This window comes from Tsukamurella sp. 1534, assembly GCF_000312385.1.
GTDB lineage: Bacteria > Actinomycetota > Actinomycetes > Mycobacteriales > Mycobacteriaceae > Tsukamurella.
This window is the reverse complement of the sequence record NZ_HE997628.1, coordinates 291,276-305,994: the sequence shown is the minus strand read 5'-3', so window position 1 is coordinate 305,994 and position 14,719 is coordinate 291,276. Positions and strand designations below refer to the sequence as shown.

16 protein-coding genes and 2 tRNA genes are annotated in these 14,719 nt (G+C 68.4%); 7 read left to right on the top strand and 11 right to left on the bottom strand.

Features of this window, described 5'->3' with window-relative positions; all coding sequences use genetic code 11:
• Positions 1-8 precede the first annotated feature (8 nt).
• From BN39_RS19570 to BN39_RS19560, 3 genes are all read right to left on the bottom strand, one after another.
• On the bottom strand, positions 9-428 hold the full coding sequence (locus BN39_RS19570) for a pyridoxamine 5'-phosphate oxidase family protein (protein ID WP_019204145.1): 420 nt from the start codon (positions 426-428) through the stop codon (positions 9-11).
• Positions 429-582: 154 nt separating this feature from the next.
• Entirely contained in the window at positions 583-1,098 is a 516-nt protein-coding gene (locus tag BN39_RS19565) for a DUF3145 domain-containing protein (RefSeq protein WP_040768737.1), read from the bottom strand.
• 136 nt (positions 1,099-1,234) lie between these two features.
• On the bottom strand, positions 1,235-2,056 hold the full coding sequence (locus BN39_RS19560; protein WP_019204143.1) for a serine hydrolase: 822 nt from the start codon (positions 2,054-2,056) through the stop codon (positions 1,235-1,237).
• An 831-nt stretch (positions 2,057-2,887) separates the two neighbouring features.
• Between BN39_RS19560 and BN39_RS22450 the strand changes: the two genes are divergently transcribed.
• The 3 genes from BN39_RS22450 to BN39_RS19545 are packed head-to-tail and all read left to right on the top strand — an operon-like array spanning position 2,888 to position 5,956.
• On the top strand, positions 2,888-4,294 hold the full coding sequence (locus tag BN39_RS22450) for a hypothetical protein (protein ID WP_019204141.1): 1,407 nt from the start codon (positions 2,888-2,890) through the stop codon (positions 4,292-4,294).
• A gap of 30 nt (positions 4,295-4,324) precedes the next feature.
• A complete protein-coding gene (locus tag BN39_RS19550) occupies positions 4,325-4,915 on the top strand; it encodes a class I SAM-dependent methyltransferase (protein ID WP_019204140.1) in 591 nt (196 codons plus the stop codon).
• Between the two features lie 54 nt (positions 4,916-4,969).
• Positions 4,970-5,956, top strand: coding sequence for a bile acid:sodium symporter family protein (locus BN39_RS19545; protein ID WP_019204139.1), 987 nt, complete (start codon positions 4,970-4,972; stop codon positions 5,954-5,956).
• On the opposite strand, the gene BN39_RS19540 is transcribed toward BN39_RS19545, so the two are convergent.
• The 5 genes from BN39_RS19540 to BN39_RS19520 all read right to left on the bottom strand — a co-directional run bounded on the left by BN39_RS19540 (position 5,953) and on the right by BN39_RS19520 (position 9,512).
• Positions 5,953-6,495: a pyridoxamine 5'-phosphate oxidase family protein gene (locus BN39_RS19540; protein ID WP_040768902.1), complete on the bottom strand. Its 543-nt coding sequence runs from the start codon at positions 6,493-6,495 to the stop codon at positions 5,953-5,955. The two genes, BN39_RS19545 and BN39_RS19540, sit on opposite strands and share 4 nt — an antisense overlap.
• A 71-nt stretch (positions 6,496-6,566) precedes the next feature.
• Positions 6,567-6,639 (bottom strand) — tRNA-Asn (locus BN39_RS19535).
• A gap of 95 nt (positions 6,640-6,734) precedes the next feature.
• On the bottom strand, positions 6,735-8,291 hold the full coding sequence (locus BN39_RS19530) for a hypothetical protein (RefSeq protein ID WP_040768736.1): 1,557 nt from the start codon (positions 8,289-8,291) through the stop codon (positions 6,735-6,737).
• Between the two features lie 146 nt (positions 8,292-8,437).
• Positions 8,438-9,271: an adenylate/guanylate cyclase domain-containing protein gene (locus BN39_RS19525; RefSeq protein ID WP_019204137.1), complete on the bottom strand. Its 834-nt coding sequence runs from the start codon at positions 9,269-9,271 to the stop codon at positions 8,438-8,440.
• Positions 9,272-9,326: 55 nt separating this feature from the next.
• Positions 9,327-9,512, bottom strand: a complete 186-nt coding sequence (locus BN39_RS19520) for a hypothetical protein (RefSeq protein ID WP_019204136.1) — start codon at positions 9,510-9,512, stop codon at positions 9,327-9,329.
• Positions 9,513-9,631: 119 nt separating this feature from the next.
• On the opposite strand from BN39_RS19520, the gene BN39_RS19515 reads away from it, so the two are divergent.
• The 4 genes from BN39_RS19515 (at position 9,632) to BN39_RS24090 (ending at position 11,297) form a co-directional block, all read left to right on the top strand.
• On the top strand, positions 9,632-10,180 hold the full coding sequence (locus BN39_RS19515; protein WP_019204135.1) for a GNAT family N-acetyltransferase: 549 nt from the start codon (positions 9,632-9,634) through the stop codon (positions 10,178-10,180).
• A gap of 76 nt (positions 10,181-10,256) precedes the next feature.
• Positions 10,257-10,333 (top strand) — tRNA-Ile (locus BN39_RS19510).
• Between the two features lie 523 nt (positions 10,334-10,856).
• A complete protein-coding gene (locus BN39_RS19505; RefSeq protein ID WP_019204134.1) occupies positions 10,857-11,087 on the top strand; it encodes a hypothetical protein in 231 nt (76 codons plus the stop codon).
• Positions 11,088-11,156: 69 nt separating this feature from the next.
• On the top strand, positions 11,157-11,297 hold the full coding sequence (locus BN39_RS24090; RefSeq protein ID WP_371190643.1) for a hypothetical protein: 141 nt from the start codon (positions 11,157-11,159) through the stop codon (positions 11,295-11,297).
• 663 nt (positions 11,298-11,960) lie between these two features.
• Here the strand turns inward: BN39_RS24090 and BN39_RS19500 are convergent.
• The 3 genes from BN39_RS19500 to BN39_RS19490 all read right to left on the bottom strand — a co-directional run bounded on the left by BN39_RS19500 (position 11,961) and on the right by BN39_RS19490 (position 14,704).
• Complete coding sequence (locus BN39_RS19500) at positions 11,961-13,811, bottom strand: hypothetical protein (RefSeq protein ID WP_148281541.1); 1,851 nt, start codon at positions 13,809-13,811, stop codon at positions 11,961-11,963.
• A 192-nt stretch (positions 13,812-14,003) separates the two neighbouring features.
• Entirely contained in the window at positions 14,004-14,486 is a 483-nt protein-coding gene (locus BN39_RS19495; protein ID WP_019204133.1) for a helix-turn-helix transcriptional regulator, read from the bottom strand.
• Positions 14,483-14,704, bottom strand: a complete 222-nt coding sequence (locus BN39_RS19490; protein WP_148281540.1) for a hypothetical protein — start codon at positions 14,702-14,704, stop codon at positions 14,483-14,485. The genes BN39_RS19495 and BN39_RS19490 overlap by 4 nt, the downstream gene beginning before the upstream one ends.
• Positions 14,705-14,719: the final 15 nt, after the last annotated feature.

The following is a 14,719-nucleotide window of genomic DNA, read 5'->3' as shown; positions in this document are numbered from 1 at the left end:
GCGCCACATCACATCGTGAGATCGGCGCCCAGCCAGTGCTCGGGCTCCATCACCACGGTGAGGTGATCCCCGAGGGTGTTGTGCGCGAAATCCAGGTACGCGTCCAGGGCCGCACCGGAGAGGTACCGGGCGGCCATCTCCCGGATCTCCGCGTCCGTGGCCGGGCGCGATTCGGCGACGGGCCCCTCGACCGAGACGTACGCGGTCCGCGGCTCCACGGTGTCCACCATCAGGGTGAACCGGCCGGCGGCTTCGAGCGCCTCGGCCTTCCGTGAACCGGGGCCGATGGTGATCCACGGCCGGCCGCCCGGTTCGTAGCCGTACCAGACGGGAACCGTGAGCGGCCCGCGATCGGGCTCGGTCACGGAGAACGCCGCGACATGCGGTTCTGCCAGGAATGCCTGCTTCTCGGACGCTGAAAGTGCCATGGACCGATGGTGGCAGATCGGTCCGACACGTTCCGGCGGTCGAGGAGAAGGCCGGACGACGCCGGCGACGGGGGCCGCGTATCCCGGTCCCGGCGGGGCGCCTGCGCTGTGGCCGCGCCGCGCTCACCCGCCAGGGCCGGGTTTCGGGCTGGCTCTAGCCGACTGCCTGCGACAGCCAGGTGACCTCGGCGCCCTGGCCGCCCATGCGGAACGGCTCCAGTGCGTCGTCCCAGGCGGTGCCCAGGAGGGAATCGATGGCGACCTGCAGGCCCTCGCCGCTCTGCTCGAGCATGAGCGAACGCAGCTGCGCCTCGCCGAGCAGGGTGTCGCCGGACGCGCTCATCGTGCCGCGCCACAGGCCCAGGCCCGGGGCGTAGCAGAACCGCTCACCGTCGACCCCCTCGGAGGGGTCCTCGGTGACCTCGAAACGGATGGAGTTCCACTCCCGGAGGGTGTTCGCCATCCGCGCGCCGCTGCCGACCGGGCCCACCCAGTCGACGACAGCGCGCTGCATGCCGGGGACCGCTTCCTGCGCGGACCACTTCAGCGTGGCCCGGGCGTCGAGGGTCCTCGACAGTGCCCACTCCACGTGCGGGCACAGTGCAGCAGGCGCGGCGTGAATCCACACGACTCCCGTCGTCACCTCTGCAAACTGACTCAGCTGCTGCATGGTTGCCACCTTCTTCGATTCGACGAGGACGTCTTCCCCAAGCCACCTGTCGAATCGTGTGCGCCACCAGCCGCGGCCTTATCACATCGATGTAGTCATGAAGCCATTGTGCACCATGATGCGCGTGTTGCGCCAGTTACTCGCCTTGAAGTTCCTGAGAAATCAGCCGATCGTTGAACTCGGACCACAGCGGCTTGGCCCACGCACCGAACGGGCGGTCCGTCAGGACCACCGCCGCGAGCCGCAGATCGGGGTCGATCCAGAGGTACGTACCGGCCTGCCCGAAGTGCCCGACGGTGCGCGGCGAGTTCCGGGTGCCCGTCCAGTGCGGGCGCTTTGCGCCCTTCACCTCGAAGCCCAGCCCCCACGTGTTGTTGCGGAACTTTCCGTAGCCGGGAACGAACCCGGGTAGGCCCGGGAAGTGGACCGCGAGCGCACCGTCGACCGTGGCTGGGTGCAGCAGGGTGGGTGTGGCGACCTCGAGGGCGAACCGCGACAGGTCGTCGACTGTCGAGCGTGCTCCGTGCCCGGCCGGCCCCGCGAGCTCCGTACGCGCCATCCCGAGCGGCGCGAACACCGCCTCGCGGAGATACTCGGGGAACGCGATCCCGGCCTCCTCCGCCACCAGCCGGGCCAGGAGCTCGTAGCCGTAGGAACTGTAGATGCGCTCCATCGCCGGAGGCTCCTGCACGGCCGCGGAGTCGAACGCCACGCCCGACGCGTGCGCGAGGAGGTGTTCGACGGTGCTGCCCTCCGGCCCGGCGGGCTGGTCGAGCTCGATCGCCCCCTCCTCAACCGCCACGAGCACCCCGTAGGCCACGAGAAGCTTTGTCACAGAGGCCAGTTCGTACACCCGGTCACGGTCGCCGGAGGCGTCGACGGTGCGCGCGTCATCGGTGCGCAGCAGGGCGCCGGCCGCGTTGTCGACGGGCCACTCCGACAGTTCCGAGAGACTCATTCCCACTCCGTTCCTCGACGGCGATCACCCTACCCGCGGGCCGATCCGCTGCGGGAAAGCTCGCCGTCAGCACATTCGCGCAACCTTCTACGCGCAAAAACGTTCGGTATTGCATAATTCCGATTTTTCAAGTTTCAAAAGTCTTACTGTCGCGATGGGCTCGTCGTTGACGGGTCTGCATTTGCCCGAAAGGAACCTACGACCATGAGCGCGAAGCATCGCAAGGCATCGAGATCGGCGGCCAGACGCGCCGCCGTGGCGGCCACCGCCATCGGCGCGACCGCAGGCATCGGCATGATGGGAGCGCCCGCGCAGGCCGCGGCCCCGGACTACAGCCGAGCGATCAGCGACTACTCGCACGCGCTGGACAACTTCCTCAACGCCTCGAACAACGTCAATGGCAGCGCCGGATCCGTGTGGAACCCGATCGCGAGCCAGACCGGGGGCATCCTTCCGACTTTCGGATCGACCTTCACGAAGGTCGACGTCACCAAGATCTCGAACCTGCCGACAGTGCTGAACAGCATCGCGAACCTGAATCTGCCGACAGGCGTTCCCGGCGTAGTGCCGAACGTCATTCTTCCAGGTGGATCTCAGCTTGACCTCTCGTCGATCCTGCCGACGACAATGCCCGGCAAGGAGCTCTTGACAGGCGCAGCGAGCACACTCAGCGCTATAACCAACCTTCCTTTTGTGGGGTCAGCGATCGATTCGCTACCTCCGCTGAGCCAGATTATCGTCGGGCTGGAAGCAACCCAGAGCGACTACGCCAGCAACTACGCTTGGCCCTTGTTCGGCCTCAAAGGCCAGACAAACTTCCTGAACACGTTTGTGAAGACCCCCAGCGGCCTCACCATCGGTGAGGTCAACGTTCCGATTTTCGGGAACATCGGCCCCATCCAGGTCCTCCCGAACGATTCGCTCCCGTCGGGAACTGTATGGGTACCGCAAGGAGACGGCACCTATGAGTTCCCGCTCGGCGGTAAGGCCGGGTGGTGGGCCGCAGCGCCGACTGCCGCGCTGAAGATCCCCGGCTGGCTCGGCGGCTCCGAAACGGTCCTATCGGTACCGATCGGCGCCGCCGGCGTGGAGCTGCCCCTCGGCCTCGCGAAGGCGGGCGTCCTCGGCGCGAACGTCCTCCTGCCGACGCAGAACGGCGTCTACTCCCCCATCGGCCTGACCATGACGAACGTCAACACGATCCTTCCCATCGGGTTCACGAACATCAACGTCACGACCGGGAACTACATCGGCACCAACGGGATCAACGTCAACAACGGACAGAACCTCCTGCTCCTGCAGAACCCGCTGGGCGTCCCGCTACCCCTCCTGTACGGCCTCGGCGGATTCAACTTCGGCGTCGAGGGCGCGGGCCTCACCTCGCCGTCGCTGTTCGGAATCAAACTGTTCTCGGACGACCTGCTCCAGCTCGGCACCCAGACCGGCCCCAACACGAGCGCGGGACTGATTCCGCCCGGGTTCCTCCCCACGGACCCGCTCAGCCAGATCGTCACCGGCGTCACCGCCCCCTTCGGTGTCGGCTCGCTGACGCAGATCCTGGGTCTCGACACCGTCATCAAGCCCGTGATGACCGCGTTCGGTCCGGTGTACCAGGTGTTCTCGGCGATCGCGCTCAAGCCGCTCTCCGACTTCGCGACGCAGCAATACGGGCCGTTCGTCAACGGGTCGGCGTCGTCGATCCTGGACCTGTCGAAGACCCTCGCCGACGGCGCGGCGCAGCTGCCCGGCGCCGACTCGTCCTCCTCGGACGCGGCGACCACGGCGAAGACCACCACTGTCACGGAGAAGGTCGGCGCACACAGCCTGGAGAGCGGCGGCGAGCCCTTCTCCGCGCTCGCCGAGCGTCTGAGCGCCCCGGCGACCGCCCCGGCCGACGCGCCCACGAAACCCGACACCGTCGAATCCGCCGCCGACCCCGTGGTGACGATCCCGGCACCGTCGACGACCACCGCCCCGGAGGCCGTCACCCCGGAGCCCATCACCCCGGAACCGACCACCCCTGCGCCCACCATGCCGGAACCGGAGAGCACTCCGGAACCCGCACCGTCGCAGGAGAATCCGGTCACCTCGGAGCCCGCCGCCGAGGAACCGTCGGCCCCGGCCGAGGCAGCCACGGCCGAGGACTCCGCACCGTCGACGACCGCCACCGACACGGAGGACTCGACCCCCACGGAACAGTCCGAGGGCACCGCACCCGCGGAGCCCGCTGCCGCCTGACGGAGGGCGCCCGTTCGGTACCGTCACGGGATGGCCGACTACGACGACATCGCGTCCGAGTACGACGCCACCCGTGGCGGTGTCGCGCGCGCCGTCGAAGCGGCCCACGCGATCGACCGCCTCCTGCCCACCAGGTCGACGGTGCTCGACCTCGCGACCGGAACCGGCATCGTCGCAAGGGAACTGGCGGACCTGGGGCACCGCACCGTCGGCCTCGACATGTCGGCGGGGATGCTCGCCCTGGCATCGCCCCGCCTGCCCGGCGCCCTCGTCCGCGCGGACGCGGCGGCGCTGCCCTTCGCGGACGGCACGCTGGAGGCGATCGCCGCCATCTGGCTCCTGCACCTGCTCGACGACGCGCGTCCGGTCCTCGGTGAGGTCGCCCGCGCGCTCGGTTCCGGCGGCTGCTTCGTCACCACCGCGGATAAACGGGCGGCGAGCCGGCTTTCCTTGGGACGCGTGCCGGGCGAGGGCACCGCACAGGACGCGGCCGCCCTCCTGGTCCGGGAGTGCGCGGCCGCCGGGCTGGAGCTCGCGGGAGCGACGTCGTTCGTCGGCACCGGCCAGACGGGGCCGGGGCGCGACCCCGTGTATCCGGTCCTGGCGTTCCGCCGCGCCTGACCGACACCCAGGGGTGGGCCACCCGGGCCCGGTCGGTAGTGCAAGTATCGAAGGATGTCCGAGCCGCACCCCGACACCGTCGCCCCGGATCCCGAGCCCGCCGAGGAGGCGAGGACGGCGCGCACCGCGGTCACCGTGTTCCCGCTGCTCGTGCTCGCCGCCGGCGTCGCGGGCTACCTCCTGCCCGGCACCTTCAAGCCCCTCGCACCGGACGTTCCCTACCTGCTGGGCGTGGTGATGTTCTGCATGGGGCTCACGCTGACCCCGCCGGACTTCGCGTCGGTCGCCCGGCGCCCGTGGGCGGTGGTGCTGGGCATCGTCGCGCACTACGTGATCATGCCCGGCGCGGGCTGGGTGATCGCCCACGCGCTGCAGCTCCCGCCCGAGCTGGCGGTGGGCGTGATCCTGGTCGGTTGCGCGCCGTCGGGTACGGCGTCGAACGTGATGGCCTTCCTCGCGAAGGGCGATGTGGCGCTGTCCGTCGCGGTGGCCAGCGTGTCCACCCTCATCGCGCCGATCGTCACGCCCCTGCTCGTGCTGTGGCTGGCCGGCTCCTACCTGCCCATCGATGCGGGCACGATGGTGCTGGACATCGTGAAGACGGTGCTGTTGCCCGTCGTTCTCGGCGTCCTGGCGCGGATGTTCGCCAAGCGACTCGTGGCGAAGGCCCTGCCCGTGCTGCCGTGGGCGTCGGCGCTCGTCATCGCCGTGATCGTGGCGATCGTCGTGGCGGGCAGCGCGGACAAGATCGCCGCCGCGGGCGGCATCGTGTTCCTCGCCGTGGTGCTGCACAACGGCTTCGGCCTCGGGCTGGGCTACCTGGCCGGCAAGCTGGGCCGGCTCGACGACAAGGCGCGGCGCGCCCTGGCGTTCGAGGTGGGCATGCAGAACTCGGGCCTCGCGGCCACTCTCGCGACCACGCACTTCTCGCCGCTCGCGGCGCTCCCCTCGGCCGTCTTCTCGCTCTGGCACAACGTGTCCGGGGCGATCGTCGCCGCCTGGCTGGCGCGGCGGCCGCTGCGCGACGGGGCCGACCGCTAGACGGGCAGCCCCGTGGGGAATCCGTCGATGCTGAGCGCGTTCCGGTCGCGACGGTACCGCTCCAGCCCCTCCTCGCCCTTGTTGGTCGCCCACGAGTCCATGAGGGTGCGCTGCCCCTCGTACTCGTACCGCGGCACCCCGAAGCCGCAGGAGGTCTGTGCGAGTTCCACGTGCACGTCGAAGGCGTTCCTCGCGCCGCGCATCGCCGGGAACAGCGCCAGCATCTCGGGCCACCGCTGGTCCCCCGCATGGACTGCCGTCGCAGTGCCGTAGAACCGCAGAATCAGCGGCTTCGCATCGAAGGAGCAGAACATCAGCGTCATCCGCGGGTTCCGCAGCAGGTGCGCGGCGGTCTCGTTGCCGCTGCCCGTGCCGTTGAGCCACACCACCCGGTTCGCTCCGACGACGCGAAGCGAGTCCAATCCTTTGGGAGAGACGTTCACCCGGCCGTCGGGCGCGGCGGTCGCGACGAAGAACATGTGCTGCGCTTCGACGAACTCGCGGAGCCGTTCGGTGATGTGGTCGTACTGCGTCGCCATGGTCACATCATGGCCCATCGGTGACCGCCACCGGAAACGAAAAAACCGCCTCGGCTGAGGCGGTTTTCTTGCTCCCCCAACTGGACTCGAACCAGTAACCCTTCGATTAACAGTCGAATGCTCTGCCAATTGAGCTATGGGGGATTGACCGAAAGAGAACTCTAGCGCACCGCACTCGGGGAGACCAATCGGCAGGTCAGAGGGCCTGCCGACGGTCTCCCCGAGAGGCGTTCAGTTACTTACTGACCGGCGGTGGTGCTGCAGGTTCCGGCCTCGGCCTGCTCCGGGGTGCAGGCCTTGGTCGCGGGCTTCTGCGTCTGCGTCCGCGGGGCCACGGTGGACTTGGTCGCCTGCGGGGTTGCCTTCGGCGCGGTCGTCGTGGTGGTCGCGGGCTGCTCCTGCGTGGGCTCCTGCGTCTTCGTCTGCTCCTGAGTCTTGGTCGGCTCCTGAGTCTTGGTCTGCGGCTTCTCCTGGGTCTTCTCGGTCGTCTCCTTGGTCGCCGGAGTCGACTTCGTGGCCTCGGCACCGCCGGTCGCCTTGGCGCCGCCGGTGGCGGTCGCGCCGCCCTCGACCTTGGCACCGCCGTCGACCTTGGCACCGCCGTCGACCTTGGCACCGCCGTCGACCTTGGCGCCGCCGGAGACGGTCGCGCCGCCCTCGACGGTGGCCCCGGCCTTACCGGTCACCTTGCCGGCGTTGTCCGAGCCGGCCTTCGCGACGGTCGCGTCGACCGACGAGCCGATCGCGGCCTCCAGCGAGGCCTTGGTGCCGGCCTGGATGGTCGCGCCCTGCACAGCGGCGGCGATGGGAACGGTCACGTTGGCGTCGAGGTTGACGTTGCCCACGACCTTGGCGCCGGGCACCGCGGTCTCCAGCGTCGCCTTACCCGTGGTAGGCAGCGGCGCCAGGACGACGCCCGGGGCCACCGGCGCGGGGCCGTAGACGGTCGTCGTGGTCGACGTCGTGGTGGTGGTCGAGGTCGAGTACACCGGCGCGACGATCCACGCCTGGTCACGGACGTCCACCACACGCCCCGGGGTCACGGCCCACACGGGGTAGTACGGGTCGTTGTACCGCGGGTTGTGGCGCACGTACGGGTTGCCGGGCAGGTTGATGCCGATGGACACCGAGATCAGCGGCTGCGGGCGCGGGCGGGTCCAGTCACGCGGGTAGACCCAGAACAGCGGCACGTCGACCTTGAACTCGGCCTCGAACCACGGCTTCGGGTAGTCCGGGCGGTGCCACGGACGGGGCTCGCCCGGATGCCACGGCTTCACGCCCAGCTGGCGGCCGTACAGGGTCCAGCAGGTCTGGGTCTGCACCTCGGTGCTGACGCTGCCGCCCGGGGTGGTGGTGGTCCGCTTCCAGCTACCCGACTCGCAGATCTGCTGGTAGATCGCGATCTCTTCCTGGGTGTAGTGCCACGGCCGGTAGTTGGCGGGGCGCACCATCGGGGCCGGGGGCTTGGGCTGCGGCGCGGGCCGAACGCCCGGGATCACAGGTGCCGGCGGGTAGTACACGGTGGTGTTGTTCGCCGTGGAGGTGACGGTCCCCTGCGGAAGACCGGAGTTCGCGACCGCCTGCGCGGCGACCGCGTTACCGACCATCGTGACGCCCTCGGGCGGCGCTGCGACGCCGTCGGTCTGGAACGCGCCGGGGTTCGCGGTGAACTGGTCACCGGAGACGGGCGAGAAGGCGACGGGGCTCTCGCCCTCCGTCGACTTTCCACAACCGGCCAGCATGCCCGCCGCCGCCACAACGGCGAACGTCGCGGCTCCGATCTTCTTCGTGTTCATGTGGTTTCCATCCTTGACAGAGTGCACGGTGGCGGGTGAGCACCACCGCGGGACTGTTCGGCAAGTCACACGCTCTATCCGGACGGAGCCCCGGTTCGTTACAGACGAACCGGAGAATTCCGGAGATTCAGGGGAAACCCGGAGGTTCAGTACAGGGGACGGACAGAGAACACCTGTAGCTTCTGAGGCGCGCCCTTCGCCTTGAATCGGCGCGGTCGCACCTGGTAGCGGTCCTTTTCGGCCACGCTGAACACCGTCTCGGAGGCCAACACCTCGCCGCCGTTGGCCGCTTCCGCGACGCGGGCCGCGATGTTCACGTCCACCCCGATGAGGTCGCCCTTGATCTGCCGCGGCGTGCCGGTGTGCAGGCCGATGCGGAGCGTGGGGCGGTACCCCTCGGCCACCTCGATCGCGCCGACGGCCTCGATCACCTGGGCGGCGGCCTCGATCGCGGTGTCACCGTCGAACGCGGCGAGCGCACCGTCGCCCATGGTCTTGACGATCACTCCCCCGTGCCGCTCCACGAGGTCCTTGGTGGTCTTGTTGACCGCGTGCAAGAGGCGCACGATGTCGTCGTCGTCGCGGTGCAGCGCCCACGTCGAGAAGCTGACCAGATCGGTGAACATGATCGTGATGGGCTTGGGCGGGAGGTAGTCGCGGTCGCGGCGGCTGATGAGCGCCTGCCACGTGGCGGTGGCCAGGTTCCCCAGTTCGCGGGTCACCGTCGGTTCGTCGCCCACGATGCGGTCGATGAGGTTCGACAGGCGCTCGGTGGATTCCGCATCGGGGCGGAAGAGGTCCTTCTTCGGTCCGCCCGGCATGTTCTCGCGGGCGGCGCGTACCAGGCCCGTCACGGTCTTGCTGTGGTTCGCCGCGTGGGCGGCGCGGGCGACCGAACGCCGGGGCTTGTCGCCCGCCCCGTCGCCGGCGGCCGGAGCGCCGGATCCGTTCCGGGGAACGTCGAGTGCGTCGTCGGCCATGCGTGATGTCTCCCGTCGCGTCGTCCGCAACGTCACTCTAGTCGCCGACGGTCCGCTAGCGTCGTGCGCCGCAATGGAGTTGCGCACGCACCCGCGCACCGTAGACCTGGGCGTCCAGATCTGCGGCGGCGTTGAGCACGGCCTTGATCAGCCGCCACACCCCCAGGTCGGCGCGGCGCGCCGCCGGCGGCCGGATCCCCAGGGCGAAATCCCCGCCTCGAACGTCGTAGTGATCGAGCACCGCGCCCTCCTCGTCCGATTACGTGATCTGAACCACACAGTAGAACGGGTTTCCCCACGACGCGACGAATACCGTCACGACGCGCCGGAACCGCGATGGACCCGCAGTAGTTTGGCCGGGTGTCCCCTGAATCCCTGCGGTTCCCGATCGCGACCGAACGACTGCACCTTCGGCCGTACGCGGCGGGCGACGTCGACTGGATGCATCGCGTGTTCTCCCGGCCGGACGTGACCCGCTACCTCCTCGATCCGCCGTGGTCCCGGGAGGTAGCGGCCCGCAAGCTCGACGAGCGGATGCGACGCACGGGGCTCGAGACCGAGAGCGGTTCGCTCTCGCTGGTCGCCGAGTTCGACGGTGCGCCGATGGGCGCGTTCACGCTGTGGCGAACGGACGTGATGAACCACGGCGCCGAGATCGGCTGGACCCTCGACCCCACCCACGGCGGCAGGGGCTTCGCGGCCGAGGCCGCGCGGGCCCTGGTGGGCATCGCGTTCGACCACTACGGCCTGCAGCGCATCGCCGCGCAGATGGACGGCCGCAACGCCGGATCGGCGAAGGTCGCCGAGGCGATCGGGATGCGACGCGAGGCGCTCCTGCGCCGGTCCTTCCACTGCAAGGGCGAGTGGACCGACAACCTGGTCTACGGCATCCTCCGCGACGACCGGTGAGACGCCGGAGGCTGCGGCCCGTCCGGACCTCCCGCGGGTACTATCGACCCGCTGCGGAAGTCGCCTTCCGCGCCGGGGGGCAGTAGCTCAGTCGGTTAGAGCCGCGGACTCATAATCCGTAGGTCGCGGGTTCGAGCCCCGCCTGCCCCACCAGGAAAGGCCAGGTCGTAGCGGTAACCCCGCCAAGACCGGCCCTCTCTGGAGGCTCAGTGCGCCAGATCGCCTCAACTGGTCGGAAACTCTGTCCAGCCGCCTTCAGTGCCTCATCCCGCGAGTGCGCGTAGGTGGCCACGCGGACCTGTTCGGAGACGCGACGGCCGACTTCGAAGTACCCCTGAACTGGACCGACACCACTCCGGCCACCCTGGCCACGACCCCGGCCGCGCAGGTGGCCGAGTCGGCCATTGACCCGGCCGCCAAGCACATGCCCGCGGCCGCGCGGCTCGTCGCCGACGGTGTCGTTCGTGGCCGACCCGGCCGCGGTGGCCACCGCGCTGGCCGAGCTGGCAGCCGGCGAGTCCCAGCGAGCGGCCGCCGCGGCCAGCGGCCTCCACCGGAGCATGGTCGCGAAGATCGTCGCGGCCACCTCAGAGCCCGCCGGGGCTTCGATCTCCGCCGCACGCCGAGAGGGCCTCCGTCGCGCGGTCGCCGGGCCGCGCCTAACGAAGGAGCCCGAATGTCCACGATCGCCCCGTACATGAACGCCGCGGAGCGTCTGTACCGCGCCGAGCAACCTAACGACTCCGAGCCCGACACGGTCACGTGGGTGCGGAACATGGCCGCCGGGCGCGCAGACCCCGACGCACCCGCAGCGTGGCCGCGCGACCGGACGATGATGCACGCCGCGGAAGTGTGGATGAACACCATGTGGCCGCGTATCGAGGGCGCCGTCCGCCGAGCAGAATAGACGCATTGGCCTCTAACTCGAACAGGCGTACGACTCGACGAATGGAGGACTACGCGGCGCGCCGCCGAGATCATGGAGGAGCCGGAGATCGCGCCCACCCGCAGCGTGACCGGCCTCGGGAAGCGGCAGCGGGCGGCCTGCTGGCGAAGTTCGCGGCGTAGAGGCTGCTGGAACAGCAACGGAGCCCATCACCTTCTCCGGGGAGGATGACGGGCTTTGTTGCCGTTGAAGTCCCGACGGCCGAACTGGCGGCCGCTACAGGGCTGCGTCGCGGCGGCCGGGGTTCCACGTGGCTCGACAGGGCGACCATCGCGACTTCACGCTCCGCCTGCCGTCGCGACACCGCCTAATCCATGGGCTACGACGGAGATACGAACAGATCCACAGCGTCGATTCCAACTCTAGCGAGAATCTGGTACCCGATCGAGACTGGAATTCCTTGAGACCCGAATCGTTCCAGCTCAACCAGGGCAGAATCAGGAGTGCTTATCGGTCGCGGATCGCCACGGGCGACCCATCGTGAAGCACCTTCTCCCACCAACAGAGCCCTTCCCTGTCGCAAATTCGAGTTCTGCAAGAACTGATCGTATGACGATTGTCCGGTTGAAAACTTGAAGTGGAAGTAATAGTCCACCTGACGGATCCCTCTTGTGTCACTTGTTGCCGAAACTATTTGGTACCCTGGAGGCAGTTGGATCGCTGCACGTGCAGACCAACGGGCAGCAGAATCCGCATTCTCGGGAGAAGTTAGTACATCAACGTTGGCGCCAGGAACCGCTGGCCCCGCAGCCACGCAAGCGACAACCCCAAAGGGTAGCGTGACCGCCAAAGATATGAGCAGGACGACCCGAACAACAGGTTGACAGAATCGCCTCACGAGAATCCTATCGCCGATGACACGCCTGACGTTCCCACTGTGCGGAAGTTCTGAGCATATCCAGCTCCAACCATATCGTCCAGGTCCTTCAGAGTGACCCCCAAGGCACGTAGTGGACCAGGTGCCGGCTTCGCGGGATCAAAGTCGTAGGCGTCATAGATGCTTGTCGCGTAATCCGCGTTCCAGCTCAGGGTTCCACTACTCGACTTTGAGACTGTCATCTTACCCATAATCATGTCAGAGTAGTCCCCCAGAAGGTTGTAATAGCCCTCCGGCAGCACGTCACCAGGATTTGATACGACATTCCAGTCAGATTTGAAGTATCGAGTTACAGATTGCCCCGGCTTCAGGTCAGTATTACTCGCAATTAGGCGAGCTTGCTCCCCCAGTAGGTTCCGAATCCTATTTTGGTAACCATCAGTGGATGTAATCTTGTCCATATCCTTCCCGTGGATAACGAAGTCATCACCAGACCTCGTGAGGTAGTGATAAAGCCCCTGGGACGACGGGGTTTGAAAACCGAATATCTCGCCAGCTTTGGCCGAAAGAGCGGTCGCCTCGGCCTTGTTCTTCAAGCCTTCGTTCGGTATACGTCCGAATCTCAGTGCATTGAGCGCCAATCCCATGTCGGCCTCCTTCGGATAGGCAGACCGACCGAATGGATCGCCAATTGAATCGACGGTGATTGTCTGGTCGTGCGTGACCAGAATCGGTTGATCCGTCACGTCCTTCGTCAGCGTCCGTGTCACGCTCTCGGAGACGACCTGCCCGTCGCGGATCGCGTCCGAAGTCTTCTTCCGCCGGTACGTGCCGGCGAGAGCGGCGATCTCGGCGGCCTGATACGGGATACCCGAGTTCTTCTCGCGGTCCTCGTCGCCGCTGCGCTGCTGGTCGTCGTCGCGATCGCGCGCCTTGCTCGAGGTCGTTGAGGTCGTGGTCTCCGGCGTCGGGGTGCGCAGGCGCGGCGTCGTGGTCGGTGCCTGCGGGGTGGTCGCGGGCGTGTTCGGTGCGGTGGTGACCGGGTTCTGGCCGGTCTGCGGCGGGGTAGCCTGCCCCGTCTGCGGGGCCTGCTGCGGAGCCTGGGTGGGGCCGCAATTGAAGATGCAGCCGTTCGACGGTGTGTCGCCGGTGGGCATCGTCGGGACCTGGCCCTGCACGGTCGGGGTGCTGCCGTTGCCCTGCTGCGGGGGTGTGTCCGGGGCGGTGTAGCCGGGGACGGTGGTGTTCGGCGCCTGCGGGGCGGTGGTGTTGCCGCCGTTGCCCTGGGTGGGCTGCGGGCCCATGGTCGGCTGCGGCCCGCAGGTGTTCGTCCCGTCCGGGCACGGCGCTGCGCCGGCGGGTGCATCGATCAGGCCGGCGGGGAGCAGGATCAGCGCGGACGCGATGCCGACGGCGCACATCGCGGCGGCGACGCGGGTGCCGGGTGAGGCGGGTCCGTCGCCGGAGTGCAGGGTGGGGTTCGAGTCGCGGAGCTCGCTGACGCCCTTCCAGAAGACGAGCCCGATCAGCCCGGAGATGAGGAAGTAGCCGAGGAAGGCTACCGGCACCGGAGTCCAGTAGCGGGCCGGTCCGAAGGTCAGCAGGAACCCGAGGATCAGCAGGACCGCAGCGGCGATGGTGATCGCCCACCAGCTGCCACGCGTGATGCCGGAGCCCGAGTCGGTGGAGACCGCGTGCGCGGGGCCGCCGGTAGGTGCGGCGTCTCTGGGCTGCGCCGTGTTCGCGCCGGTGCGGGCAACCGGGAATTGCTCCGTGTCGCCGGCGTGGCCGGCGGGTGGATCGGATGGGGATGCCACGTGTGCCTCGTTTCGTGAGGAGAAGCGGGTGCCGATCGGTGCGGTGTTCACGATCAGCGGGGAGTGGGTTCACCAGAGCACGGCGCGGGGCGCGGGTTCAACGTTCCGGCGGGGTCTTGCGCGGTCTTGCGGCACTGGACTGCTGGTCACAGCGATTTCCGTGGCCAAGCCGTGACCTGGAGGGAAGCTGTCCGGCAGCCTGCAAGAGGCGCGGGTCTTGCGGTCTTGCGGCCTCCAGCACCATCAGATGTAGGCCTTGCTCAAGAAGAACGCCCCGACCGCGAGGGCCGCGACGAGGAGGACCAGAAGGGTGACGACGGCGAGAGCGAGTGGCTTGCGGTCGTACTCGTCCGGCGGATCCTCGGCCAGTGGAGCCGGGGCGTTCGCGCCACCTCGCCCCCTCTCGCCGGCGTCTCCGCCCGGTCCGGCCGTGAGCGAGCGAGTCCATGCCTGCCTCCAGTGCTCTGCCTCCCAGAGGGTGACCCGCTCGGCACCCAGCGAACCGTCCGTAGGGTCGCTCGAGCTGTCACCGGCGAGGTGCAGATACGCGACAACGGGCTCGAGGTCCTCGAATCGCGAGGGGACGTGCCGGCCCGACCGCCACGCCGACAGGCGCTGGCGGGAGACGCCCGACCCGGTCGCGACCGAGCTGATGCTCGGCTCGCCGGCCTCGATGAACGCCCGCTGCAACGCCTGGGCCAAGTTCAGCTCGCCGGGATTCGTCATCGTTTCAGGCGGTCGTAGAGGTTCTGAATGTTCGACCAGAACAGCCAGCCCGCGACCATCGTGACGACGAAGAACCCGCCCCACACAGGCCACGGCCCGATGGCCTCGACCGCCTTCGGCAGTTGCGGGAGCGTCACGGCGCAGCACAGGATCAGCACGGCGCCCGCGGCGAAGCCCAGCGCGTCCTTGAGCACGCTCCCGCGTCCCTGTTCAGCCATGAGTCCGCTCCCCTG